At 66.8% G+C, this 23,443-nt stretch carries 25 protein-coding genes, 2 tRNA genes and 2 pseudogenes; 22 read left to right on the top strand and 7 right to left on the bottom strand.

All coding sequences use genetic code 11. The features are described 5' to 3' along the window. Positions 1-41: 41 nt before the first annotated feature. Positions 42-905 carry an SDR family oxidoreductase gene (locus tag B141_RS0133945; protein WP_020579642.1) on the bottom strand — a complete coding sequence of 288 codons (864 nt, stop codon included), beginning with the start codon at positions 903-905 and terminating at the stop codon, positions 42-44. Between the two features lie 171 nt (positions 906-1,076). Here B141_RS0133945 and B141_RS0133940 point away from each other — a divergent pair, with 171 nt between their 5' ends. Continuing rightward, positions 1,077-1,511, top strand: a complete 435-nt coding sequence (locus B141_RS0133940) for a winged helix-turn-helix transcriptional regulator (RefSeq protein WP_237742875.1) — start codon at positions 1,077-1,079, stop codon at positions 1,509-1,511. Positions 1,512-1,590: 79 nt separating this feature from the next. Then, a complete protein-coding gene (locus B141_RS0133935; protein WP_157181489.1) occupies positions 1,591-2,829 on the top strand; it encodes an ATP-binding protein in 1,239 nt (412 codons plus the stop codon). A gap of 74 nt (positions 2,830-2,903) precedes the next feature. Here the strand turns inward: B141_RS0133935 and B141_RS46535 are convergent, their stop codons facing one another. Then, positions 2,904-4,244, bottom strand: coding sequence for an alpha/beta hydrolase (locus B141_RS46535; RefSeq protein WP_020579639.1), 1,341 nt, complete (start codon positions 4,242-4,244; stop codon positions 2,904-2,906). Positions 4,245-4,678: 434 nt separating this feature from the next. On the opposite strand from B141_RS46535, the gene B141_RS48825 reads away from it, so the two are divergent. Continuing rightward, entirely contained in the window at positions 4,679-5,704 is a 1,026-nt protein-coding gene (locus tag B141_RS48825) for a sulfotransferase (protein ID WP_020579638.1), read from the top strand. Positions 5,705-5,733: 29 nt separating this feature from the next. Here B141_RS48825 and B141_RS0133920 read toward each other — a convergent pair whose 3' ends face one another. Together B141_RS0133920 and B141_RS0133915 are read right to left on the bottom strand one after the other, a co-directional pair. Continuing rightward, positions 5,734-6,528 carry a nitroreductase family protein gene (locus B141_RS0133920; protein ID WP_157181488.1) on the bottom strand — a complete coding sequence of 265 codons (795 nt, stop codon included), beginning with the start codon at positions 6,526-6,528 and terminating at the stop codon, positions 5,734-5,736. A 330-nt stretch (positions 6,529-6,858) separates the two neighbouring features. Then, positions 6,859-7,848: an SDR family oxidoreductase gene (locus tag B141_RS0133915; protein WP_020579636.1), complete on the bottom strand. Its 990-nt coding sequence runs from the start codon at positions 7,846-7,848 to the stop codon at positions 6,859-6,861. Between the two features lie 170 nt (positions 7,849-8,018). On the opposite strand from B141_RS0133915, the gene B141_RS0133910 reads away from it, so the two are divergent. The 8 genes and pseudogenes from B141_RS0133910 to B141_RS46530 all read left to right on the top strand — a co-directional run bounded on the left by B141_RS0133910 (position 8,019) and on the right by B141_RS46530 (position 13,919). Further along, complete coding sequence (locus B141_RS0133910) at positions 8,019-8,768, top strand: DUF3592 domain-containing protein (protein WP_020579635.1); 750 nt, start codon at positions 8,019-8,021, stop codon at positions 8,766-8,768. Positions 8,769-8,838: 70 nt separating this feature from the next. Beyond that, positions 8,839-9,921 carry a MerR family transcriptional regulator gene (locus B141_RS0133905; RefSeq protein ID WP_020579634.1) on the top strand — a complete coding sequence of 361 codons (1,083 nt, stop codon included), beginning with the start codon at positions 8,839-8,841 and terminating at the stop codon, positions 9,919-9,921. 504 nt (positions 9,922-10,425) lie between these two features. Next, on the top strand, positions 10,426-11,007 hold the full coding sequence (locus B141_RS0133900; RefSeq protein WP_020579633.1) for a GNAT family N-acetyltransferase: 582 nt from the start codon (positions 10,426-10,428) through the stop codon (positions 11,005-11,007). Between the two features lie 97 nt (positions 11,008-11,104). Further along, the gene (locus tag B141_RS53075) at positions 11,105-11,296 is read left to right on the top strand and encodes a MerR family DNA-binding transcriptional regulator (protein WP_202806013.1); all 192 of its coding nucleotides are present in this window, start codon (positions 11,105-11,107) and stop codon (positions 11,294-11,296) included. After that, positions 11,221-11,397 (top strand): annotated as a pseudogene (locus B141_RS53255) (MerR family DNA-binding protein); the annotation flags it as partial. The gene B141_RS53075 and the pseudogene B141_RS53255, both read left to right, overlap by 76 nt. Further along, complete coding sequence (locus tag B141_RS44240; protein ID WP_474775233.1) at positions 11,392-11,844, top strand: TipAS antibiotic-recognition domain-containing protein; 453 nt, start codon at positions 11,392-11,394, stop codon at positions 11,842-11,844. The pseudogene B141_RS53255 and the gene B141_RS44240, both read left to right, overlap by 6 nt. A gap of 333 nt (positions 11,845-12,177) precedes the next feature. After that, positions 12,178-13,473: an MFS transporter gene (locus tag B141_RS0133890; RefSeq protein WP_020579631.1), complete on the top strand. Its 1,296-nt coding sequence runs from the start codon at positions 12,178-12,180 to the stop codon at positions 13,471-13,473. Beyond that, the gene (locus B141_RS46530; RefSeq protein ID WP_084678691.1) at positions 13,473-13,919 is read left to right on the top strand and encodes an NUDIX domain-containing protein; all 447 of its coding nucleotides are present in this window, start codon (positions 13,473-13,475) and stop codon (positions 13,917-13,919) included. Before B141_RS0133890 ends, B141_RS46530 begins: the two co-directional genes overlap by 1 nt. Before the next feature lie 209 nt (positions 13,920-14,128). Here the strand turns inward: B141_RS46530 and B141_RS44230 are convergent, their stop codons facing one another. Then, positions 14,129-14,677: a GNAT family N-acetyltransferase gene (locus B141_RS44230; protein ID WP_020579629.1), complete on the bottom strand. Its 549-nt coding sequence runs from the start codon at positions 14,675-14,677 to the stop codon at positions 14,129-14,131. A gap of 543 nt (positions 14,678-15,220) precedes the next feature. On the opposite strand from B141_RS44230, the gene B141_RS0133870 reads away from it, so the two are divergent. From B141_RS0133870 to B141_RS53070, 6 genes and pseudogenes are all read left to right on the top strand, one after another. Further along, entirely contained in the window at positions 15,221-16,069 is an 849-nt protein-coding gene (locus B141_RS0133870) for a maleylpyruvate isomerase family mycothiol-dependent enzyme (RefSeq protein WP_026257826.1), read from the top strand. A gap of 29 nt (positions 16,070-16,098) precedes the next feature. Next, on the top strand, positions 16,099-16,566 hold the full coding sequence (locus B141_RS52615; protein ID WP_026257825.1) for an NUDIX hydrolase: 468 nt from the start codon (positions 16,099-16,101) through the stop codon (positions 16,564-16,566). Positions 16,567-17,041: 475 nt separating this feature from the next. After that, positions 17,042-17,353 (top strand): hypothetical protein, encoded by a 312-nt coding sequence (locus B141_RS0133855; RefSeq protein WP_157181486.1) that lies wholly within the window; start codon positions 17,042-17,044, stop codon positions 17,351-17,353. Next, the gene (locus B141_RS0133850; RefSeq protein ID WP_026257824.1) at positions 17,334-17,714 is read left to right on the top strand and encodes a VOC family protein; all 381 of its coding nucleotides are present in this window, start codon (positions 17,334-17,336) and stop codon (positions 17,712-17,714) included. The genes B141_RS0133855 and B141_RS0133850 overlap by 20 nt, the downstream gene beginning before the upstream one ends. A gap of 37 nt (positions 17,715-17,751) precedes the next feature. Further along, on the top strand, positions 17,752-17,988 hold the full coding sequence (locus B141_RS49950) for a hypothetical protein (protein ID WP_157181485.1): 237 nt from the start codon (positions 17,752-17,754) through the stop codon (positions 17,986-17,988). After that, positions 17,883-18,161, top strand: a pseudogene (locus tag B141_RS53070) (GNAT family N-acetyltransferase); the annotation flags it as partial. The gene B141_RS49950 and the pseudogene B141_RS53070, both read left to right, overlap by 106 nt. Positions 18,162-18,434: 273 nt before the next feature. Here B141_RS53070 and B141_RS0133835 read toward each other — a convergent pair. Further along, a tRNA-Gly gene (locus B141_RS0133835) sits at positions 18,435-18,508 on the bottom strand. A gap of 209 nt (positions 18,509-18,717) precedes the next feature. Between B141_RS0133835 and B141_RS0133830 the strand changes: the two genes are divergently transcribed. Next, positions 18,718-18,794, top strand: a tRNA-Pro gene (locus B141_RS0133830). A 283-nt stretch (positions 18,795-19,077) separates the two neighbouring features. Continuing rightward, entirely contained in the window at positions 19,078-20,517 is a 1,440-nt protein-coding gene (gene tig / locus B141_RS0133825; protein ID WP_020579620.1) for a trigger factor, read from the top strand. Positions 20,518-20,697: 180 nt separating this feature from the next. Here the strand turns inward: tig and B141_RS44220 are convergent, their stop codons facing one another. Continuing rightward, positions 20,698-21,393, bottom strand: a complete 696-nt coding sequence (locus B141_RS44220; RefSeq protein WP_020579619.1) for an ArsR/SmtB family transcription factor — start codon at positions 21,391-21,393, stop codon at positions 20,698-20,700. A gap of 221 nt (positions 21,394-21,614) precedes the next feature. Between B141_RS44220 and B141_RS0133815 the strand changes: the two genes are divergently transcribed. The 3 genes from B141_RS0133815 to B141_RS44215 form a co-directional block, all read left to right on the top strand. Beyond that, the gene (locus tag B141_RS0133815; protein ID WP_020579618.1) at positions 21,615-22,229 is read left to right on the top strand and encodes an ATP-dependent Clp protease proteolytic subunit; all 615 of its coding nucleotides are present in this window, start codon (positions 21,615-21,617) and stop codon (positions 22,227-22,229) included. 26 nt (positions 22,230-22,255) lie between these two features. Then, positions 22,256-22,945, top strand: a complete 690-nt coding sequence (locus tag B141_RS0133810) for an ATP-dependent Clp protease proteolytic subunit (RefSeq protein WP_020579617.1) — start codon at positions 22,256-22,258, stop codon at positions 22,943-22,945. Between the two features lie 259 nt (positions 22,946-23,204). Next, the coding region (locus tag B141_RS44215; protein ID WP_040423109.1) for a ClpX C4-type zinc finger protein at positions 23,205-23,443 on the top strand (239 nt) is incomplete at its 3' end.

The following is a 23,443-nucleotide window of genomic DNA, read 5'->3' as shown; positions in this document are numbered from 1 at the left end:
ACGTGAAGCAGGCAATGACCACGTATACGTGGTCATTCAGGTCAGCGGTCCGGGCCGCCCAGCAGCTCCCGGACGGTCTCGGCGAGGGGCGTGGTCGGACGGCCGATGAGGGTACGCAGTTCGCCGGGCGTCGCGGCCAGCAGGCCAGCCGACACACCGGCGTCGATACCCACGAGCAGATCGGCGACCGGCTCGGGCAGGCCGGCTTCGAGGAGTGTGGCGCGGTGTCGCTCGGGCGAGAGGTTGTGGTAATTCACCGGCCGGCCGGCGGCGGTAGCGATCTCGGCGGCGAGTTCGGGGAAGCTCCACGCGTGGTCGCCGGAGAGTTCGTACGCCTTGTTTTCATGGCCTTCGCCGGTCAGGACCGCCACAGCGGCCTCGGCGTAGTCCTGCCGGGTGGCGCTCGCGACCCGTCCGGCGTTCGCGCTACCGATGAACGATCCGGTGCGCGCCGCCTGCGTGATGGTGTCCGCGTAGACCTCGGTATACCAGCCGTTGCGCAGGAAGGTGTACGGAATGCCGGCGCCGCGGATGACGTCCTCGGTCGCCTTGTGCTCCGGCGCCAGGACCAGCGGTGTGGTGTCGGCGTGCAGCACGCTGGTGTACGCGAGCAGCCGGGCGCCGGACCTGGCGGCGGCCTCGACCGTGGCGGTGTGCTGCGCGATCCGCCGGCCCACCTCACTGCCCGAGATGAGCAGGATCTTCTCGGCTCCGGCGAAGGCGCTCTCCAGGCTCGCGGGATCGTCGTAGTCTGCCCGGCGTACGTCCACGCCCACAGCGGCGAACTCGCCCGCCTTCTCCGGACTTCGGACCGCGGCGACGATCCGCTCGGCGGGGACCTTCTCCAGCAGGTCCCTCACGACGAGTCGGCCGAGCTGACCAGTCGCGCCGGTGACAACGATCATCTGGTTTCTCCTGTCCTGCTGCACTTCGGTTTTCGGTCGTATGCGAGGAAGCCGAGATCGGTCCCGCCGGCAATAGGATTATACTAACTATTCGAAAGTGCAAACTATGGGAGAGTGCTTCTGTGAAGAGAGTACGGCGCAGGAGGTGGCATGGCGGGTACGCTGCGGGACGTGACTGATTCGGGCAAGCCTTCCGTCAAAACAAGGGCCGAACGGGACGAGTTCGATGCGGTCTGTTTCGACGTCCTCGCCCGAGCCTGCCCCTCGCGCGGGACCCTCGAACACGTGACGGGCCGGTGGGGCATCCTCGCTCTGGCCGCCTTGAAGGAGGGCACCTTCCGCTTCAACGCGCTCCGCCGGCGGGTCGACGGGGTGAGCGAGAAGATGCTGGCCCAGACCCTGCAGGCGCTGGAGCGGGACGGGTTCGTTCGCCGGGACGCGCAGCCGACGATCCCACCTCGGGTGGAGTACACCCTGACACCGCTCGGCGAGGAGACCGCGGAGAAGCTGATCGACCTGATCGAGTTCGTCGAGCACCGGATGCCCGAGGTGCTCCGGGCGCAGGTGCGCTACGACGAGGCCCGGGCAGGCGACGCCGGCCGGTGACCTTGGTTGGCCGGTGATCTTCGTCGGGCGGAGGATGAAATGATCGTGCCTCGCGGATCGTCGATCGCCGAGGAGCGTCGTGTTCCCTGCCCGCCCGCGTTTGGCCTGTGCGCGCCTGCTGGCGGCTGCCGTGCCTGGATGGGGCCATGCCCGGCTGGCAGCGGTATTGCTGCGCCGCGCGGAGCAACTCGCCTTCCACCTCCGCGATGATGAGGCGGTCGCGGCGGCGGAGGAGGCGGTCGCGACCTGCCGGGGACTCAGCACGCCGGAGGCCGCTCCGACAGCCGGCGGCGTACGACAACAACCACGAATCTCCCTCACCCTGGCCCTCGCGGCATTGGCCGAGCGACTGAGCGCGGCCGGGAGGTACGCCGAGGCGCTCGAGGTGGCACGCCAGGCGATCGACAGCTGCGAGCCGGCATACGACACGCTCCACCGACCGGGTGTCACGTACACCAGCCAGTCCGCCCGCGACACCGCGCTCGCGAAGGCTCACCATGCGCGATCCCGGGCATTCTGGCACCACGGGCGCACCGACGAAGCGCTGGCGACTCTCGAACACGCGGTCGCGTTGCTCCGCCAGGCGCGGCAGGTCGGCGGGAATGCCCGGCCGGGCCTTGCGGCCGCACTCGTCCAACTCGGCGGCTACCACGCCGAGCTTGACCGGCATGAGGAGGCGCTCGGGTTCTTCACCGAGGCCGCAGCCACCTACCGGCGGTTGTACTGGTCCGGTCGCTGGAGTTACACGGTGCCCTACCTCGCGGCCCAGGCCGAACGCGCCCGACAGCTCGGCGCGCTTGGACGTTATGAGGAGGCGCTGGCGGGTGTCTCCAGGCCCCTGGCGTACTTCCACCTGATGGCGAGGTTCTATCCGGGGCAGTACACCGCCGCGCACGCGGCGCTCCTGCTCGCGGCCGCCCGCTGGCATGCGGCACTGGGGGAGAGCACGGAGGCGCTCGCGGACGGGCATGACGCCGTGCGCCTGTTTCGCGAACACCTGCGGAGCAAGGAGGAGACGTACGCCAGAGCCGCGGCGGTGACCGAACTCGCGGAGGCACTGGGGTTCGTCGCCGCCCAGCTCGCCACCCATGGTCGGGCCGTGGAGGCGGGCGCCGCGCTCGACGAGGCGGTAGCGCTCCTGCGCTCCGTCACCGTGCCGGCGGCGGGGGACGATCCGACGACCACCGCGTTCCTCCTGGCGGAGTGCCTCGAAGGGCTCGCCCGGATTCAGGATGACCGGGGCTACCTGGTGGAGGCCTGCCTCACCCTCGATGAGGCGAGCGACATCCGCCGGCGGCTCATGCGTTCGGAGTCCTGATCCGGCGCGCTGCCAGCCTTCGTCTGACAATCCGTCCAGTCCGCCGGTCAATTCAAAAGCGCACTGTCAAGGTGTCATTGACGCTCGCCGGGAACGGGCCTCGGGAGGAGGGTTCGTTCGAGGTAGGTGGTGACGTGCTCCTCCCAGGCGGGTGCCATCGCGTCGAACGCCTGCATGGGCGGGGTGTTGGGGAGCTGCCACAGTGTCACGCTTCCCGGCGCCGCCTCGAGGTACAGCCGGCCGGCGAGGATCTCACCACGCTCAGCGATGATCATGAGCCGCCTGGGCGCCATCGCGGCGACTGAGCCGCGCAGGACCGGGGGCGGGAGGGAGTGCCGGAGTACGCCGACCCCGACGTACTCCACCGACTCCCGTAGGCCCTGCAGCCAGTTCGCGGGGGTGGCACGCAGCATCAGCGCGTCGCCCGGCGCTCGCCGCCCGAGGCCCTCGGCCACCACCGCACTGATCCGGGGATCCGACGCCGCGGCCGTGATCGCCGCCTCGCCACCCCGGCCGACTCCGATGACGCCGATCTTCGAGCGGTCCACGTCGTCCTGCGCGGCGAGGTAGGAGACCGCGGCTCTGACATCCAGTTCACCTGACCAGCCAAGGTCCATCGCATCGCCGTCGCTGGCGCCGTTCCCGCGAGTGTCAAAGAGGAGGACGCCGTAGCCGTAGTCGGCCAGCACCATTGCCTCGCCGAGTAGGCCGGACCGGGTGGACCCGGCACTGGGCACCATGGCGAGTGCGACGCCGTTGTGGGACGGCACGTACCACCCGCGCAGGTGTACGCCGTCTGCCGTGACGAGTGTGACGTCGTCGTAGGGGTGGCCGCGATCGCCCGGGGTGATGTTGCCGACCTTGGTGGTGGGCGGATTGGTCGCGGTCACCGCGTCGACGAGCGGCGACCAGATGAGTATCAGGGCAACGGGTGTCACCACGGCCACCAGCCAGCGCCTGGGGGTGCCGAGCGCCCGCCAGACGGTCCGCCCGCCGCCGACGATCATCGACACGCTGACGAGCAGGACGACGAGCGCGGCACCCGAGCGCACTGTGAGGCCGTTCGTCATCGCGTGGGCGACGCCGATGCCGAAGCCGACGACGGTGCCCAGGATGCCGATCCCGCAGGCGATCGCGGCACGTCTGTCGAGCGGGCCGCCACGGAGGTACCTCGCGACACAGATCGTCGCCAGGAGTACGACGAACAACCGCAGGATCCGCCCCAGGGTCGAGCCTCCGGGCGCGACAGAAATGGCGACTCCGACGCCCAGCAGCAGGGTCGCCGACGGCAGAATCGCCAGGGGATGGGAGGTCGTTCGTCGCTGCGGTCGCTGGCCGATCCGGCGGACCAGCCAGCGCCCGAACCTTCGGATGGCTTTGACCTGCTGGGGGCGTTCGGGGGCGACGACTGTCACGTCCGGGCCTCCTCGCCAGGCTGCCGACATCCACGGCGGCCACGGGGCGGACCGTCGGGTGGTCCGTGCATGGCTGCCACAGCCACGATGCGGGTCCGACGCACGCACGGCCTAGGGACTAAGGGAGGGCGCGCGAACCCAATGGTCCTTGAGCTTCGGGCCTCCCGCCCCTCCGGGCGATTGTCTGACACGAATCCTGGCTTGATTCTTCAAGCCAGGAAGGAGTTTCGCCATGCGCGAGACGCGGCTTTGGTCAGATAGCGACGAGAATCCTTCACGATCACGGCGGCCACACCTCGGCGAAGTCGATCAGCATCGCTCAAAAGGACCCCGCCCGTCCACCGGGCGGCCCCAACGCGGAGATACGGGTTACGCGCAGAGGGCTTCGGGGTAGGCAATTCCCCAAGGTCAAGTCTTGTGAGTGAAGGTGAGCCATGCGGTCCCCGGCGCCGTGGATCCGGCGTACGTTCCGGTCCACCGCCCGGAAGGTCGCCGCCCGCACGTTTGTCACCGTGCCCGTCTGCCGGCTACTCGACTCCCCGCGAGCGGATCGACCGCTTCGCGACGTCGTGGTCGTCACCGGCCCGCACCGATCGGGCACGACGATCATGGGGCATCTGCTGGCACAGGCGGCCCGGACCTTCCTGGTCCATGAGCCCTTCAACCTGGACTGGGGCCTGGCCGGCGTACCCGTGCGTTATCCGTACCTGACAGCAGCCGACGTCGACGCGCCCGCGGCACGGGTCCTTCGCGCCTTCCTCCGTACAGGCAACGGGCAGTGGAAAGGGCACGGTCAACCGCTGGACCCGGCACATCCACGGACGCGCACGCACCGGCGCAACGTCCGCGCCCGGCGGCCCTTTCGCCAGGTAGCGGTTGTCAAGGATCCCTTTCTCGTCCTTGCCCTCGGGTGGATCAACCAGGCACTCAGCGATCGGCCGCCCATCGTCACGCTCCGGCACCCCGGCGCGTGGACGGCGAGCCTGCTGCGCCGGTCCATGCATCCGCGCCCGGCGCTCGCGGCGTTCCGGGAGCAGGACGCCTTCGGCGACCCGGTCGTGGCCAACATCCTGCGCCAATGCGAATGGGAACGCGCGGACCTGGTGCCGGCGGCCGCGGCGACCTGGGCCTGCCTGGTCAGGATGCTCGACGTCCAACTCCGCGCGGGAGTACGCGCAACGGTCGTACGGATGGAGGACTTCGCGTCCGACCCGCACGGTGTCATGGTCGGCGCCTACGGGTCGTGCGGCCTTGGCGTACCCCCTGATCTCGACCAGATCCTGAGTGAATACACCGGCGCGCACAACGTGGTCGTCCCCGAGCGGCCCGTACTCCACGAACTCCGCCGGCACAGTGCCGCGCTCGCGGACGCCTGGCGTACCCGCCTCTCCGAAGAGGAGCAGAAAACGATCCGGCACATCACCGAACCGGTGGCGAAGCGGTGGTACGACGTCTGGTAAAGCACGGGCGCGCGGCGCGGGCGTCCGGCTCAGCTTGGTGTACTGCCGAGGCGAAGCACGAGCTGTGGCCAGCCGACACCGCCGGCCGTCGCGTACCACAACCACTGCTGGGCGGTGAGTTCGATCGACGGGCTCAGAAACCACGCGGCCAGGCCGCAGGCGGTCGCGGTCAGGAGTACGTGCTGGAGTGCCATGCCGGTCCGGATCCAGGCCTTCCGGTTGTCACCCCAGGAGGAGAGGACCGCGAGCGCTGGTCGATGATCGACCGCCACCGCATCCCGGACGGCGTACAACACCGGCCCGTCCGGATCCCAGATCATGGTCCGGCCGACCTCCCCGCCCGAGTCGTCGCCGTCGCGCAGCGCCTGGAGGATGAGCTGCTCGAGCGGCTGGGCCTCCGGTGCGGCCAGGATCCGCAGGAAGCCTCCCTCGGCCGCGGCCGCCCGTTCGAGTGTCTCCGGGAGCGGGTTGTGAGCGAGTGGGCTCTCGGCAGCGCTCGGCCGGGACTGGCCGGTGAGCGCGGCGTACTCCAACTCGTTGTCCGGTGACGGTGGCCACGGGGCGCCGATACCGACCGCGGTGACCAGGCACGGCTCCTCAGACCGGGGCAGGAGGCACGCCTCGGCATCCCTGCCGAGAGCGCGAACCGCGACGCAGATGTTGTGGGCCGCGGCACCGGCCGAGATCAACATCAGGCGTTGTCGCGGATCTTCCGGCGGGCCGCACGGTGAACCGATCCAGATCTCGAAACCACCGGGCTGGACGACGAACTGGCACGGGTGGGGCGTCCCGACCGACGGGGCGAGCCCGCCCGCTCTCACCACCGACCTCTCCTGGGCCGTGGTCAGGAGGTGGTTCCCTTGGCCCATACGATCATCGTTGCTTGTACGCCGGCCGCGAGGGCAGGGCCAGCGGTCCCCTGGAGCGACGCCGGCCGGCCCGTCACGGCACGGGCAGATCGACTCCGGACCCGACGGCGCAACGGAAGGGGAGGGATGAGCATGACGGCACCCGATGACGGCACCCGATGACGGCACTCGAGGACGGCGCGGCAGCCGCCTCGCCGCGCACACCTGGACGCTCGACGCCGCGCCGCGCGGTGGGTAGGGCACGAGTGGGTACGGCGGGCGGTCGCCGAGCGCGTCGGCTTTTCCTTACTGGGTGGCCGCGGCGATGAGTTTGTCGAAAGTGGCGTTCAGGGAGTCGTTGACGGTCTGGCGTTCGGGATGCGCGTCGTACCACTCGATGATCTCGCGGGCGCCGGCCGCGAATGGAATCGTTGCCACGTAGTCGGGTACGAGCGCCTTGACCTTGCTGTTGTCGAAGATGACCGAGTGGGCCTTGTCACCCAGCAGGGCGCCCTCGAAGTTTGCCTCGGCGGCGACAATGCTGTCCGACGACACGTGTGTCAGCTGCGGCTTGGCGCCGGCCGCGGTCGCCAGCGCCGTGTAGATCTCGTTCCAGGTCAACACCTCGTCAGAGGTGATGTGGAAGCTGTCACCGACTGCCTTCGGCTGACCGAGCAACCCCACGAACGCCTTCGCGAAGTCGGCGTGATGCGTCAACGCCCACAAGGAAGTGCCGTCACCGTGTACGACGACCGGCCGGCCACGGCGCATCCGGTCGATGTCGGTCCAGCCGCCCAGGAGCGGGATCGCTGTACGGTCATAGGTGTGTGAGGGGCGGACGATGGTCGCGGGGAATCCCGCCGATCGGTACGCGGCGACCAGCAGGTCTTCGCAGGCGATCTTGTTGCGGGAGTATTCCCAGTGAGGATTGCGTAGCGGCGTCGACTCCACGATGGGCAGCCGAGCCGGCGGAGTTTGGTACGCCGAGGCCGAACTGATGAAGACGTACTGCCCCGTCCGCCCGGTGAACATGTCAACGTCAGCTTGCACCTGGTCGGCTGTGTAGGCAACGAAGTTGACCACGACATCGAACTCGCGGTCACCGAGCGCGGACCTGACCGAATCGGCATCCCGGATGTCGGCCCGGACGAGTTCGGCGTCGGCAGGCACCGTACGGATCGAGGTCGTCCCACGGTTGAGGATCGTGAGATCGATACCAGCCGAAACCGCACGGTCGGCGCAGGCGGAGCTGATGATCCCGGTGCCGCCGATGAACAGAACCTTCAGGGATGTCATGGGCTGGCTACTCCCTTTGCTCGTGAGCGGCCCCGCGGGCACAGGGCCTCGCTGGCATCTTTCCACCCGGCTCGGTGGATGGAAGGGCGCGCGGAGGTAGGAAACCGAAATCGGCCACCCCGCTACGATCGATCGGTCCGGTCACGCTGGGTCTTGTGAGGAATGAGCTAATGCGCAGGGGTCTCCTCCCGCTCATCGCCGGCGCCATCGTCGCGGTCGTGGGTGCCGTCATGCTGGTCGTCGGGCTCGCGCTGCTCGCATCGACGTTGCGCTTCACGGCAAGCGCCGAGCATGCCGACGGTCGCATCGTGTCCGTCCAGCCGGAGACGACGGTGAGGCGAGATTCCGACGGGACGAGACGCCACACCACATCGTGGTATCCCACCGTGGAGTTCGAGACGGCGAAAGGTGAGTCGCTGAGCTTCCAGACCTCCGTCGGGCGTGAGCAAGGTGCCTACGAGGTCGGCGAAACGCTCCCGGTAGCCTACGATCCCTCCGACCCGCGGGACGCCCGGATCGCGACGTTCGGCGCGTTGTACGTGCTCCCGATCGTGTTTGGCGGACTCGGGGTCGTCCTCACTCCCGTTGGCGCGGTGCTGCTGGTCGTGGGTGTTCGGTCGCTGCGCTTTCGAGACTGGTTGTTGCGCCACGGTGAGCGTGCTCAGGGCGAGGTCACCTATGTGGGGCGGGACCGCTCTGTTCGCATCAACGGCCGGCGGCCCTTCATCGTGCGGGCGAGGTTTCAGGTGCCGTTGCGGGGAGAGTCGTACGTCGCGGTGAGCGACTATCTGTGGAACGACCCGTCGCCGGCCCTTGACAGTCAGGCGAACGTGACCGTGCTCTTCGATCCAAAGAAGCCGAAGCGCTGCGTCGTGGAGCTTCCGCCCGGCGTGTCTGGTTCTACCTCAGCGCGTGGTTGACCCTGCCCTTGGGTGAACGCTCAGCATCGAGCGTGACCGGGCTGACCCGCTCGGTCCGAGGAGGGTGAGCATGGAGCTGCTGACGATCGGGGCGTTCGCGCGGGCAGCGGGGCTGTCACCGAAGGCGTTGCGCCTGTACGCATCGCTCGGGCTGCTGGCTCCCGTCCGGGTGGATCCCGATTCGGGCTACCGGTTCTACGATCCCGCCCAGTTGGAACGCGCCAGACTGGTGGCGTGGCTGCGGCGGTTCGGAATGCCGCTCGCGCGTATCCAGGTGGTGTGTGACCTGTGGGAACGCTCGCAGTGCGTCGCTGCTGACGAGATCGCGGCCTACTGGGCTGAGGTCGAGACCGACCTCGCGAATCGCCGGCGGCTCGCCACCTTCCTCGTCGACCAACTGTCGCGGAGGGAAACCGACATGTCTGAAACCAGCCGGCTGAGAATCCGTTATGCGGTGGCTACTGACAAGGGACAGTTGCGCGACCGCAACGCGGACTCCGCGTACGCGGGTCCGCGCCTGCTCGCGGTGGCCGATGGTGTGGGTGCCGGTCCTGCTGGCGAACGCGCCAGTGCGGCCGTCGTCGAGTCGCTAAAGCCGCTCGATTCCGGCGTACCATCGGGGGATCTCCTCAACGCGCTCGAGCATGCCGTTCGCCGTGCCAACGACACCTTGCGTGATGTTGCCGCGTCCGACCCAGCGCTCGGGGAGGTTGGTACGACGTTGACCGCGTTGCTCTGGTCGGATTCCAGCCTGGGCCTGGTGCACGTCGGTGATTCGCGGGCGTACCTGCTTCGTGATCAGGAGGTGTTCCAGATCACCCACGACCACACGTACGTCCGGTCACTTGTCGACGCCGGCCGGATCACTGCGGAGGAGGCGGAATCGCATCCGCAGAGGGCGTTGTTGCTCCGTGCCCTTGACGGCAGAAGCGAACCCCAGCCGGACCTGTCATTGTGGGACTCGCAGGTAGGTGATCGCCATCTCCTGTGTTCGGACGGTCTTTCGGCGGTGGTAAGCGAAGCCGCGATTCGCGACGCCATGATCCTGCTTTCCGAACCCGACCAGGTGGTGCGCCGCCTCATCGACCTGGCTTTCCAGGCCGGTGCACCTGACAATGTGTCCTGCGTGGTCGCTGACGTTGTGGAGTCCTGAGATGCCATCGCATCGGGAAGTTCGACCTGGACGCTGATTTCGCCGAAATGGAGCGCGGAATCTGGCCGCGTCCGACCTGTCAGCCAGGCGTCGACTGTGTTGTGCCATGGCGGGGCGGAGCTGCAGCGGAGGCCGTCTGCCCGCGATATGAGACATGGCCGGCCGGGCTTGCTGGGTTGTCATAGGTATCTCGGCTAAGAGACCGAGATTCCTCTGACAACTCGAGGCTTCCCCTGCATTTCTCAGCATCCGAAACAGCTGGGTGTACGCCATGTGAGACGGGCGCGACCTCACGCGGCATGTCCCCACGAAGCACGCTCAATTTGCCTTGCATGGTGACGACTTGCCGCGCAAGGACCCCGCTGTCTCACATCGCGTACACCCAGTCAGCCCGGATGCTGAGATACACCGCAAGCCGTCCGGCGAGCGAGACGGGCCGCCGCGGTGAGGGATCAGCGACTTCATCAATCTCAGCTGAACCACTGCTTGGGTAATGTCGGCCGCATGTTCCCCGTGACCTTGGTCGGCCCACGCGTCGTACTCCGTGAGTTTCAGACGGACGACGCTCCGGCGATCTTCTCCTACGCTTCGAACCCGATCGTGTCGACGTACGTTCCGTGGGAGACGCACGCGGATCTGGGCGTGACCCGAGATTACCTTGCAGGATTGCTGGCATCGGCGCGAGACGACGAACGATCGATGTACAACCTGGCCGTCGTCACCGCGGACGTGGATTCGGTCGGCGACGGTGGGCGGCTGATCGGGGCTGGCCGGATCTCGGTTGAGAACGTACGTCACCAACGCGGCGATGTCGGCTATGTCCTGCATCCCGAGTGGTGGGGCAAGGGTGTCGGCACGGAGGTCGCGGCCTTGTTGATCGACTTCGGCTTCATCCACCTCGGCCTGCATCGGATCGAGGCGACCGCACACCCGGACAATCTGGGATCCCGGCGGGTGCTCGAGAAGGTCGGCATGACGTACGAGGGACACATCAGGGACCACATGCTCGTGAGCGGCACGTGGCGGGACTCGCTCAGCTTCGCGATCCTCGACACCGACCCGCGGACGATTCCGGCGACCCGGTAGGGCTACTCGCGAAACGTCTCCCACGCTGCTTCAGCGACGGCCTTGACTCTGACGTCACGTGAGGCCGCAGCCTTGACGACGTAAGGGAGGGGAAACCATGAGCTACTCGGTTGGGAAGGTCGCGCGTCTCGTCGGTGTCACCGTGCGCACGCTGCATCACTACGACGAGATCGGGTTGCTTTCACCAAGTGAGCGGACTCCGGCCGATACCGGAGTTACAGCGAGTCTGACGTGGACCGCCTGCAGCGAATCTTGTTCTACCGGGAGCTTGGGTTCTCTCTGGAAGTGATCGCGACCATTGTCAACGATCCGTCCGTCGATGCGATTGCGCACCTGAAACGTCAACGTGAGCTGCTCATCGCTCGGGCCGAACGCATCCGACACATGGTCGCCACCATTGACCGGACGATGGAGGCGCATCAGATGGGATATCAACTTACGGCCGAGGAACGACTGGAGATCTTCGGACGCTGGGACCCGCCCGCGAGCTATGCCGAGGACCTGGCCGAGCGCCAAGGCAGTGGGGTTTTCGCATCGGTCGACGGGCCGCCAACACCACAGTCAAAGGAGGAGTGGCAGGCGATCGAAGACCGTCGTCGTGCCTTCGCCGAACGACTTCATGCCGCCATGGAAGCGGGGCTGGCCCCGACCAGCCCAGAGGCGATGGCGTTGGTGGAGGAGATGCGAGACTGGATGACCAAGGACCAGCAGTTGCTTGTCGCGGAGTGGTACGCGGAGAAGCCCGAGTACTTCGGCTTCATCGCGCGGCCGGGCGAGCAGCTTCCAGGAATGCCTGAGTGGCACCGCGACGCTGTGCGGGCGAGTACGCCGTCATGATGGTGCGCCTGCCGTTTTGAAGGTCTCCTTCACCCATCCTGGAAACGTGCACGAGCCCCATGCGATCGCGGCCTGGGCGGGCCGAAGGAAGGACGAGCCGGCCTGGGGTGATCCGACTTCTCGACCAGGTCTCTGAGTTCCTTGCCTGACAGGGCGTGAGGATGGCCGCCGGGATCTCCGGCCGGCCCCGCTCCGTATATGCCTTCGCCCACAGCGAACAACCCTCGTGCCGCTGGACTCCTATCTGACATGGTTCCTTGGGCGTCATTTCGCGCGCCCCGAGAGAGCTGACAGAGATCGTGGACGACGGACGAGGGCGGAGGCTGGGGACACGTGCGTAACTTCTTTCGGCAGTGGTCGGTGCTCGCCCGTTATCCGAACTTCACCAAGCTTTTCATCGGTGGCACGACCTCCTTGCTTGGTTCGAACATCACTGCTGTGGCGATGCCGCTGACGGCTGTCCTTATGCTCGATGCTTCGCCTGCACAGGTCGGTCTACTCGGCGCCGTGGGCTTCGTTCCGCATCTGGTGCTGGGGCTTCCGGCTGGAGTATGGCTGGGGCGTGCCTCGTACCGCCGTACGCTCGTGATCGCCGACCTGACCCAGATGCTGTTGCTGGCCACGATTCCGCTGTTGGCCATGCTGGACGCGTTGCGGATCTGGCACCTGTATCTCGTCGTGCTCCTCACGGGCGTGTGCTCGTTGTTCGGCACCGTGGCGACCACGTCGTTCGTACCAGCTCTGGTGGGGCGCGACCACCTCCTGCAGGCAAACACCGTCAGCGCTCAAAGCAATTCGGTTGTCAGCACAGTTGGTTCGGCTCTGGGCGGGACGCTTGTCCAACTCCTTACCGCGCCGATCGCCATCCTGGTCGATGCGGTGTCGTTTCTCTTGTCCGCGCTCTGCAATGGGCTGATCCGCGAGCCTGGACCGGCGGTCGCCAGTGAGGAGGTTGCAAGGGAGGAGGTTGCTAGGGAGCCGCAGCGACGCCGCCTTGCCGGCGAGATCGCTGGTGGTATCGGAGCGGTCTTCGGTCATCCGATCCTGCGTCCGCTGATCGTGGCGGCCGCACTCGGTGCGTTGGCGGGCCAGATGCAGAATGTCATTCTGGTTCTTTTCCTTGCCCGTGAAGTCGGCCTTTCCCCGTCATTGGTGGGCGCGATCGTGGCTGTCAGTGGAGTCGCATCCATTGTCGGCGCCCTCGCGGCCGCGCCGATCACCGAACGCATCGGGCATGGTCCGGGTTTCATTCTGGGCGGGTTTCTCGCCGCCATCGCTGGATTCGGTCTTGCCGCGGCGGCTGGGCCAATGCCGCTGGTCCTTGGCGTTCTCGTACTCGCTCAGGTCCTACGTGGTGCCGGTCCGCCGCTCTACGGCATCAACCAGGTCACGGTACGCCAAGCCCTCGCGGCACCCGACATGCTCGCCCGCGTCAACGCGACCTGGCGTTTCCTGGTCTTCGGTACCCAACCCATCGGCGCATTGCTCGGGGGAGCGGCTGGCGGTCTGATTGGCTTGCGGGTGACGTTCGTGGCCAGCAGTCTGGGCATGCTATTCGCCGTAGCGGTAGCGGTATGGTCACCGCTTCGTACGTTCCGGCGGCTTCCTGGTGAAGGGACTGCTGCCTGATGGGGCCGCCACGGAAATCGCGTCACTTCGGTGTGTACGGCCTTCTGTGGCAGGGAAATCACGTCGTCACCGTGCTGAAGAGCAGAGGTCCGTACAAAGGATTGCTGGACCTGCCGGGGGGAAGCCCCGAGGGGGCCGAGACGCCTGAGCAGGCGGTCGTACGCGAGCTCCGCGAGGAGTGCGGTGCCTCGGTGACCTGGATCGGGCCCTGGCGGCGGTTCTGCCTTCACATCTCGCGTAGCAGCGATGGGACGCCGCTCGATTTTCAGCATTCCGGGCTGATCGCCGACGTTTGTGTGAGCGGGCCGTTGGTTCGGGTGCGAGGAGTCGAGGACGTGGCGGACGTCGTTCTGATGGATCCGAGGCGCACGGAGGAGGGCGCGATGAGCGCGCTGCTGCGGTTCGCCCTACAGCCAGGCAGGCTTCGTTGCTCGAAAGGTCGCTAACGGTTGATTCGGGACCGCCCAACCCAATAGTTGGCGACCCTTCTACGAGGGTGGAGTGTTCTCATACAAGAGATGCGTACGCGGTAACGAGTACCTTGAGGAGCGGTTGTGGATGCTCGGCGCCATCTGTGCATCGTGGTGACGGGAACGGTCGCGGCCCACGTGGAGGTGCTCCGCCGTAGCCGAATGCGGACTCGTTCGCCTGAGGGTCACGGCGATCCGATTGCCTCGGCTTCTTTGTACGGCGGGCTCAGGTAGTGGTGTTCGAGCGGGTGGGTGCCGTCTGGCGTGGTCCAATCGGCGTGGGTGCTCGTGACATGCAGCCAACCCGCACGTTCGTACAACGCTCTGGCTGCTCCGCGCTCGTCGTCGACAACGCAGAGTGTCAAACGTAGGCGCCGCGTGGACGCTTCTTCGTGGGCACGTTGGAGGAGTGCGGCACCGACGCCGAGGCGGCGCGCCCGTGGTACGACGAAGAGGCGAGACAGAGAGGCCAGCTGCTCAGGCGGAACCCCCGCGGTTTGGGAGAGCGCACCTGCGATCTCACCGGTCGGGCCCGCGCGCAGCACAACCTGCCCGACGATCTCACCTTCGGCTTCGGCGGTCCAGGCGTTCAGCGTGTCCGAAGGTGTCAGCCAGGCCACAGGATCGGCGGGCCAGCAGGTTGGATAGCCGTCCGTGGCGTGGACCTCAGCAAGGGCGGCCACGCACCTGGGTAGGTCCGCGGCGTCCCGTGGGCGGATGCGAGCGTCGTTCACGCCACGATTGTTGCAAGAGGGGTTCTGAAGCGGCGCCGTCCGGTACGCTGCTCGCTCAATCGCTGGGAGGGTGGATGCGGTGAGCGGCCGTCCTGACCGAACCGCCGGCTGGACTCTGCTGGTGGCTGGTGGGTTCCTCACAGTCATTGGCATCGTCATGCTTGTCCTGCCGGGGCCGGGTCTGCTGGTTCTTCTTCCCGGCTTGGCCGGTGTTGCCGTTGGGGGGTGCTGCCTCCTCTTTGCCCGCCGGTGACGCGCGTCAGGTCGTGATTGCGTCCGACGAGCCCCTCGAGGACGAACTTCGAGCGCGGATTCAGGAGTACTACCGCCTGCATATGCCGGGTATGTCCGTTCCGGACATCGCCGATCTTCGCGAGTATCTCCGAGCCGTCGCGGCGGACGAACCCAAAGATCCGCGCGCATCCTGGTCGCTCCTGGACCACCTGCGGTCCTGGTTGAGGCTTCGTTAAGAGGCAAAGTCATTGGCGTTTGCCGATGCGTCGTTGACATCCGCCCCTCATCGGTTACGGAATACTTGGCGACATGATGTCCCAGGAAGCCGCCACGCTACGTCCATTCGATCCACGCCCGATGTTCGCCCATGTACGAGGGGCCTTACTTGAGCTCCTTGGTGGGCTGGAAACGTCGGACTGGAACGCAATGACCGCGGCCGAGCCTTGGCGGGTCCGGGACGTGGTCGCCCATCTTATTGGCGATGACGTGTCCAGGCTGTCGCGATCGCGCGACAATCATGCAGGCGGCGGGCCGGCAGCCGGCGAAACATTGAGCGAGTTTCTGCACAGATTCAACGCTGAGTGGGTCAACGCCGCTGCGCGCATCAGCCCGCAGGTGCTGAGGGAGCTCCTCGCGACCACCTCGGCCAAGGTCTTGACCTTCTGGCAGAACACCGACCTGACCGCGATGGGCGAACCCGTCAGCTGGGTTCAACCAGGTCGTCCGGCTCCGGTCTGGCTCGACTGCGCACGTGACTTCACCGAGGACTTCGTCCATCAGGAACAGATGCGCGAAGCCGTCTCCCGTACGAACCCACGTGATCGGACGGTGTTGCGTGCGGTGATCGATACCTTCATGCACGCCATGGCTGGCACGCTGGACCGTAACGCTGGCAACAACGCACTCGCTGACCAGTCCCTGGTGGTTCGTCTCCAACCCGACCTGGACGGCACCTGGAGCTGGTGCCGAGTGTCGGGTTCCTGGCAGCCGTGTCCAGAGCCGCTCGACCCCACCACGACCATCGTCAGCGATGCGGAGACCTGGTGGCGGCTCTGCGTACGCATGCTCGACCCGAAAGACGCCCGTGTCCAGATGAGCGTCACCGGTGACGAACAACTTGCCCAGGCGGCGCTACAGATTGTCTCGATCATTAGATGAATCGTTCGGAGATGGGAGACTGTCCATTCATGGATGAGTTGCCAGTGGAGAACAATGACGGATCCGCGCTCCTGGCCTTCGATCGTCTTCCCGAACACGAGCTTGCTCACTTGGATCCGTCTATCCCGCTTACGGCATCCCTGGTAGTGCTCTGGCATGCCGGTGCCTGCCTGATGGTGTTCAACCGGTGGCGACAATTGTGGGAGTTGCCCGGCGGCATGCTCGACCCGGGTGAAACCCCTTGTGACGCCGCGGTACGAGAGCTCGAGGAGGAGAGTGGTCAGCGGGCAGACCAGCTCGACTTCGCCGGCGTTGCGCGGATACGGGTCGCACCGGACCACCGGCTTGAGTTCCTGGCGATCTACCAGGGGCGAATTGCCGCACCGCTACCGTTCACCCCGAACGGCGAGATGTCTCACTGCACGTGGTGGAACCCCGGTGCGAATCTAGCCGACCTCACCCCCATTGACGCCGCGCTGGCCAAGCTCTGCCAATGAACTTGGTCGCGAGAGCGCCAACCTTCCAGGTTGGACCTACTGCTTGTCGCGCGGAGACTGCACTACCGGGGCCCCGGCCGGCGTACTTCAGGGCGGACGCGAGGGCTCGGTCGAATGCGGTGTCATCGTCGATCCAGGAGTTGTGACCGGCCCGGTCGATGACCGTGACCTCGATCCCTGGGTGATCGCGACCGAGGGTTTTCCATTGACTGGCGCCCGGGTCCACGTAGTCATGGTCACCTTGTATGACGCTGATCGGAATTGGATGGACATGTAGGAGCGGCCGTATGTCGTAGTTATCCGGGAGGCTGTTGTCGATGGCGATTGCGGTCTGGTCGTTCCAATGCATCGATCGCGAACGTCGCCAGTTCTCGATGCGGTAGATGCTGCACGCGGCAAGGCCGGTGAGGCGGTACCGTCGACCAAGTGCTGGTCGTCCATGTCAGTGCCGCAGGTAGACGGCAGAGCCGTTTCCTTGATCGTCCAGTTGGACCACCAACGAATCGAGGTCACCGAAGTCGAACACAACCGACACTCGGAGTTCTCGGTCGACCTCGAATGCATCAAGGAAAAGCCGATCAATCAACGGTTCGCCCGGCTGAGCCTGGTACGGCCCTCACCCGGCGGCCCGGCCGGGCGAGGCGAGGACCCCAAAAGCCCTTCGCACCTGCTCGCCGGTACGGTCTCGAGCGTGTTCCCACTGCGGGGAGCCCAAGAGCTCCGCGCGGCCGCCCCGGCAGTTCCCACGCTGAGAGTAGGTTTCGTCAATGGCATGTCGTATCAGTGAGCTCGTGCTTGGTTGCCGCGACCCCGAGGTGCTGGCGCGGTTCTGGTGCGAGGTCCTGGACTTCGTAGTGCTCGATCGCGAAGAGGACGGCACCCTCGAGATCGGGCCGCGCGAAGGGTTCGGCGGCCCGCAGCCGACGATCATCCTCAGTCGCAGGGACGAGCCGGAGCAGGGGAAGCCCCGGCTGCACATCGACGTCAACGCCACCGACCGCGATCAGGGCGCCGAGCTCGAACGCCTCTTGAAGCTCGGGGCGCGCCCGGCCGACATCGGCCAGACCGGCGAGGAGCCCTGGCACGTTCTTGCCGACCCCGAGGGCAATGAGTTCTGCCTGCTCAAGGCCCGCCTCAACCCGCTCTGACGGCTCTGTGTCCCCGGTGCGGCCCTAGGCTCCCTGGATGGCCGAGATATCGGGCTCCTTCGAAGGCATGGCCGGCGTGCTGACGACCGAGCGAGTGAACCTCAATGCGTTCCGGATGGAAGACGGACCCGAGTTGCATGAGATCGCAGTGATCCTGCGACGCACACGATCGGTGGCGGACCCTTCAGACACGTCGACGAGACACGGGCTTGGATCGAGCGCCGGGTCGCTGCTCACCGCGACCTCGGCCTTTGCTGGTACGGAGTGCGGCTGAAGTCCACGGGGCGTCTACTTGGCAACTGTGGTCTGTTCGTCGGGCGCACGGGCGCTGCCGAACCGGAGCTTGGCTACATGATCCGGCGCGACAGCCAAGGCGAAGGGTACGCATCGGAGGCGTCCGCGGCGATCATGGCCGAATGCGCCAGAGTCCACCTCGGTCGAGTGTGGGCTACCGTGCGGCCCTCTAACGTGGCGTCGATGCGAGTCCTCAGCCGGATCGACATGACGCTGAACCGCACCGAACACGACGACTGGGGAAGCCTGCACTTTCTCTCGCGGACGTTCGACCACGACGCCAACTAGCTGAAGATGAAGGACCGTCGGGCTTTGGCCAACGGTGCGTCCGGGACACGTGCGCCCGCTGGCTAATCGCACGCTAATCGCACGCGGAGGCGTGCAAGGACGTAGGAGCGTTACCCCTTCTGACCTGCGGGGGAGCAGTGGAGCGGGTGACGGGAATCGAACCCGCATGACCAGCTTGGAAGGCTGGGGCTCTGCCATTGAGCTACACCCGCGGTGGTGCCGGCCTATGATCCCATGACCCCTCATCGACCGGCTCGGTGACTCGCCAGAAGTGGTCATAGGACTAAACTCCGGGCGGCACCGCGAGGCCAGCGTAGTGCCCGTCCAGTCCGAACCACTCGGGTGGGCGGTATGTCACGTCCCGTACCCTGATCCCGCCATGCCACACTGACCGGCGCGGATCCGGCGGCGGGCGTGACTCCGGGGAGTGGCGCAGTTTGGCAGCGCGTCGGCTTTGGGTGCCGAAGGCCGGGGGTTCAAATCCCCCCTCCCCGACCATGGCAGGGTCTGCTCCCTCCAGTTCCTGGCCCGCCACGATCCGCCGGTATGCGGGCGTTGGCGGCTGCCTGCGCTTCTTGGGGTTGCACGGGGGCGAAGCCCTTCGCAGGACCTGTGCGTGGGCGTAGTTGGGGGTGCGCGGGGGGCGAAGCCCCCCGCGTGGGCGTACACTTCGTCGCGCGTCGGGATCGAGTCCGTGATCGGCCGTCCCGAGGTGACGAGCCCGCGAGCGCATCTGGCGTATCCGGGCATTCCGTGCCGCATCCCGAGGAGATCCACGATCGTGAAGAGCGCCGTCGAGACCCTGAGCCCGACCCGGGTCCGGCTGACCGTCGAGGTGCCCTTCGAGGAGCTCAAGACGAGCCTCGATGCCGCCTACAAGGAGATCGCGCGGCAGGTGACGATCCCTGGGTTCCGTAAGGGCAAGATCCCGCCGTCGATCATCGACCAGCGGGTCGGCCGGGGCTACGTCCTGGAGCAGGCGGTCAACGACGCGATCCCGCGCCTTTATGTGAACGCGCTGCAGGACAACTCCGTCGAGCCGCTCGGTCAGCCAGAGCTGGACGTGACGGGGTTCGAGGACGGCGCCGACCTGACGTTCACCGCTGAGGTTGACGTACGCCCGGAGATCACGCTTCCCGACTACGTCGGTGTCGACGCCAGCGTCGAGGACGCCGACGTCACTGACGAGAACGTCGACGAGCAGCTCACGGCGCTCCGCGAGCGGTTCGGCTCGCTCACGACCGTCGAGCGGGCGGCCGAGGACGGCGACTACGTCACCATCGACCTCTCGGCCAGCAGCGAGGGTGAGCAGATCGAGGACGCCCAGGCGAGCGGCATGAGCTACCGCGTTGGCAGCGGCTCGATGCTCGAGGGCCTCGATGACGCCGTACGCGGCAAGGAGGCCGGCGAGTCCGCGACCTTCGTGAGCCAGCTGGTGTCCGGTGACAAGGCGGGCGAGGACGTCGACGTCACGGTGACCGTTCAGACGGTCAAGGAGCAGCAGCTGCCCGAGCTTGACGACGAGTTCGCGCAGCTTGCCAGCGAGTTCGACACGCTGGACGAGTTGACGACTGACCTGCGGGACCGCCTCGAGCGCAGCAAGCGCCTCCAGCAGGCCCAGGAGGCGCAGGACGCCGTACTCAAGAAGCTTCTCGAGCAGATGGAGATCCCGCTTCCGGAGAGCGCCATCGCTGAGGACGTCAAGTCCCGGCGCGCGGCGATCGAGCACCAGCTCAGCCACATGGGCATCACCGAGGAGCAGTACCTCCTGAGCGAGGGCCAGTCGCAGGAGGAGTTCGTCGCCGACCTTGACGAGCGCTCCCGCGAGTCGATGAAGGCGCAGTTCGTCCTGGACGAGGTCGCCGACAAGGAAGAGTTGACGGTGAGCGAGGCCGAGCTGACCCAGGCTCTGGTCCAGCGCGCGCAGCAGGCCGGGATGAGCCCGGACGAGTACGTCCAGCAGGTCGTCCAGGCCAACTACGTACCGGCGCTGGTACGTGAGGTACGCCGGGGCAAGGCGCTCGCGTACGTCGTCGAGAACGCCGCCGTCACCGACGCGTCGGGCCGCCCGGTCGAGCTCAAGCGTCTCCAACCCGACGGCACGTACGCACCGGAGTCGGAGGAGTCCGAAGGCGAGACCGCCGAGGCAGCCACGGCTGAGGGCGCCGCGACAGAGGGCGCCGCGACAGAGGGCGACAAGCAGGAGGAGAGCGGCTCCTGACGGAGCTAGCCGCCAACCCCTCGAAATCTCGAGTCAACGGGCCGTCCGCACGGAGAGTGCGGGCGGCCCGTTCCGTATGTAGCCGCGGTATGGAGCGGCATCCCTGGGTCGGGTGGTCGGGTCCTGGGTCCCGCGCGGTTCAGGATGCCGAGCGCCCGGTGATCATGAAGCCAAATGGGGCTATATGTCCCGAACGGCTTCATGATCACAATCATGATCACGGGGGCGGGGTCCGGGGTCAGCTTCGGCGGCCCCCGTGTCCTGGCCGAGGACGCCCGGGCGCGGGAACGCCTGGAGCTGGACCGTGACGGGCACCGTTCCGGCCGGCGCGTCGGAGGCGTTCATCGGTTGCCGCCGGTAGCGCGCCACCACGTCGAGAAGGTCGGTCGTCAGGCGCTGGAGCTCCTCCGCCGAGAGCTGGAGCGAGAAGTCGCTGAGCGTCCCCACGCTGCGCCAGGCGGGCGGCAGCGTCGGTGCTTCGTCGATGGCGCGCAGCATGCGCTCGGCGTTCGTCTGTGCGACGGCGCGAAGGTAGGCGGTGCCAGGATCCTCGCCGGCGGGCGACACGGTGGACAGGTCGAACCTGGTGTTGCGGTGGGCCGCCCGCCACCAGCGGTCGCGCCCGCTGCCGCGTTCGGGGTCTTCGACGACGAAGCCGTACGCCGCGAGCTGGCGCAGGTGGTAGCTCGTGGCTCCGGTGTTGAGCCCGAGTCGCTGGGCGAGGGTGGTCGCGGTCGCCGGTCCAGACTCCTGCAGGAGCCCGAGCATCCGCACGCGGACCGGGTGGGCGAGCCCGCGCAGCGATCGGGCGTTGAGGACGGCGCTCTCGTCGGGTTGGAGGGGATTCCCAGAAGGCGGCGACGGCGTGGTGGACATATCCGACACGGTAGAACCGCAAAGGTTTCTTTGCAAAGAGTTCCTTGCGGTTGGGTTCCGTGTGGTTCCGACCTCTGCGCCGTGAGCGAACAGAGGCCCGTCCCAGTCGGATCCGCTCCGGGCGTTGGCTAGGGTCGGGGGCAGTTCCCACGGCGCCCGCGACACCGGCCTCCCGAGGCGGTGCGGGCCCACTCAGATGAGCGAGGACGTAGGCGGAGGACGTGAACGAATACGCGCAGAAGGCGCAGGGCCACAACGGCCAGGGCGGCCTCGATGACCACATCTATCAGCGGCTGCTGAAGGAGCGGATCGTCTTCCTCGGCTCGGAGGTGCGTGACCAGAACGCCAACGCGATCTGCGCGCAGATGCTCGTTCTCAACGCCGAGGATCCCGAAAAGGACATCTGGCTCTACATCAACAGCCCAGGTGGCTCGGTTGACGCGGGGCTCGCGATCTACGACACGATGCAGTACATCTCCAACGACGTCGCCACCGTGGCGATGGGGCTCGCCGCCTCCATGGGGCAGTTCCTGCTCGCCGCGGGCACCAAGGGGAAGCGGTTCGCTCTGCCGCACGCGCGGATCATGATGCACCAGCTGTCCGGTGGCCTTGGCGGCACCGCGTCCGACATCAAGATCCAGGCTCAGCAGAGCCTGCACCTGAAGCGTCAGCTCTTCGAGCTCACCGCGCTGCACACCGGCCAGACGGTGGAGCAGATCGAGCAGGACGCTGACCGCGACCGCTGGTTCACCTCCGAGCAGGCCCGCGAGTACGGCTTCATCGACCATGTGGTGAAGTACGCCGGCGAGGTCAGCTCGATCGGACCCGTCTCCTGACCGGTAGCCCTGGAGGACGAAGCACCATGCCCACACCACCGCACCTGCCGACACCGGGTCTGGTGACCCCGCCGGGACTCGCCACGCCACGGGAGCTGCTCCCGCGTGCCGACTACTTCATCCCGCGTTGGGAGGAGCGCACGCCCTACGGCTACCGCCAGATCGACCCCTACGCGAAGCTCTTCGAGGACCGCATCATCTTCCTCGGTACGCCGATCTCCGACGACATCGCGAATGCGGTGATGGCCCAGCTGTTGTGTCTGGAATCGCTGGATCCTGACCGTGAGGTGCAGATCTACATCAACAGCCCGGGTGGTTCGATCACGGCGCTGACCGCGATCTACGACACGATGCGCTACATCACCCCCGACGTGCACACGGTGTGCCTGGGGCAGGCGGCGTCGGCGGCGGCGGTGTTGCTGGCCGCGGGCGCGCCGGGCAAGCGCTCGGCGCTGCCGCACAGCCGGATCGTCATCCACCAGCCCTACACCGAGGGTGGCTACGGCCAGGCCAGCGACATCGAGATCCAGGCGAACGAGATCCTGCGGATGCGCAGCATGCTCGAGGAGATGATCGCCGAGAACACCGGCCGTCCCATCGACGAGGTGGCCCGTGACATCGAGCGCGACAAGTACCTCAGCGCTGAGCAGGCGGTGGAGTACGGCCTGATCGACGAGGTGCTGGTCAGCCGTAAGAAGAGCCTCGTCGACGTCTAGGAGGCGGCCGTCGTGCGGTGTGCGGTGATGACGAAACGGTATCGGCGATGCCTGGTTTCGTCGTGGCCGCACACCGACGCGCGGTTGAACACGACCGTTCGGGCCCAGAACGGAGTACCGTCGGTCTTTGTACTGTCAGATGCGGGGCTGCCGGCTCACAAGGCCGGGGCGGCGACGCGGAGGCTAACCGGCCCGGGTCCGAGGCAGGTTCGACCAACGCCCGACTGTCGGGCGTAGTAACCGAAGGAGACGTTCCGGAGTGGCACGCATCGGTGACGGCGGCGATCTGCTCAAGTGCTCGTTCTGCGGCAAGAGCCAGAAGCAGGTCAAGAAACTCATCGCAGGTCCGGGCGTCTACATCTGCGACGAGTGCATCGACCTCTGCAACGAGATCATCGAGGAAGAGCTGAACGAGTCTTCTGAGGTGGGGTTGCATGAGTTGCCGAAGCCGCGGGAGATCTACGAGTTTTTGGATCAGTACGTGGTGGGGCAGGACAG

It is taken from the genome of Actinopolymorpha alba DSM 45243 (genome assembly GCF_000373925.1).
GTDB lineage: Bacteria > Actinomycetota > Actinomycetes > Propionibacteriales > Actinopolymorphaceae > Actinopolymorpha > Actinopolymorpha alba.
The sequence above is the reverse complement of the archived record's forward strand: the minus strand, read 5'-3'. Positions and strand labels throughout refer to the sequence as shown.

Excerpts from the sequence above, each read along its gene's own strand:
- B141_RS0133945 (WP_020579642.1), bottom strand. The coding sequence starts at position 905 with ATGATCGTTGTCACCGGCGCGACTGGTCAGCTCGGCCGACTCGTCGTG.
- B141_RS48825 (WP_020579638.1), top strand. The coding sequence starts at position 4,679 with ATGCGGTCCCCGGCGCCGTGGATCCGGCGTACGTTCCGGTCCACCGCC.
- B141_RS0133915 (WP_020579636.1), bottom strand. The coding sequence starts at position 7,848 with ATGACATCCCTGAAGGTTCTGTTCATCGGCGGCACCGGGATCATCAGC.
- B141_RS0133910 (WP_020579635.1), top strand. The coding sequence starts at position 8,019 with ATGCGCAGGGGTCTCCTCCCGCTCATCGCCGGCGCCATCGTCGCGGTC.
- B141_RS0133905 (WP_020579634.1), top strand. The coding sequence starts at position 8,839 with ATGGAGCTGCTGACGATCGGGGCGTTCGCGCGGGCAGCGGGGCTGTCA.
- B141_RS0133900 (WP_020579633.1), top strand. The coding sequence starts at position 10,426 with ATGTTCCCCGTGACCTTGGTCGGCCCACGCGTCGTACTCCGTGAGTTT.
- B141_RS53075 (WP_202806013.1), top strand. The coding sequence starts at position 11,105 with ATGAGCTACTCGGTTGGGAAGGTCGCGCGTCTCGTCGGTGTCACCGTG.
- B141_RS44240 (WP_474775233.1), top strand. The coding sequence starts at position 11,392 with ATGGTCGCCACCATTGACCGGACGATGGAGGCGCATCAGATGGGATAT.
- B141_RS46530 (WP_084678691.1), top strand. The coding sequence starts at position 13,473 with ATGGGGCCGCCACGGAAATCGCGTCACTTCGGTGTGTACGGCCTTCTG.
- B141_RS0133870 (WP_026257826.1), top strand. The coding sequence starts at position 15,221 with ATGATGTCCCAGGAAGCCGCCACGCTACGTCCATTCGATCCACGCCCG.
- B141_RS52615 (WP_026257825.1), top strand. The coding sequence starts at position 16,099 with ATGGATGAGTTGCCAGTGGAGAACAATGACGGATCCGCGCTCCTGGCC.
- B141_RS0133850 (WP_026257824.1), top strand. The coding sequence starts at position 17,334 with ATGGCATGTCGTATCAGTGAGCTCGTGCTTGGTTGCCGCGACCCCGAG.
- B141_RS49950 (WP_157181485.1), top strand. The coding sequence starts at position 17,752 with ATGGCCGAGATATCGGGCTCCTTCGAAGGCATGGCCGGCGTGCTGACG.
- B141_RS44220 (WP_020579619.1), bottom strand. The coding sequence starts at position 21,393 with ATGTCCACCACGCCGTCGCCGCCTTCTGGGAATCCCCTCCAACCCGAC.
- B141_RS0133810 (WP_020579617.1), top strand. The coding sequence starts at position 22,256 with ATGCCCACACCACCGCACCTGCCGACACCGGGTCTGGTGACCCCGCCG.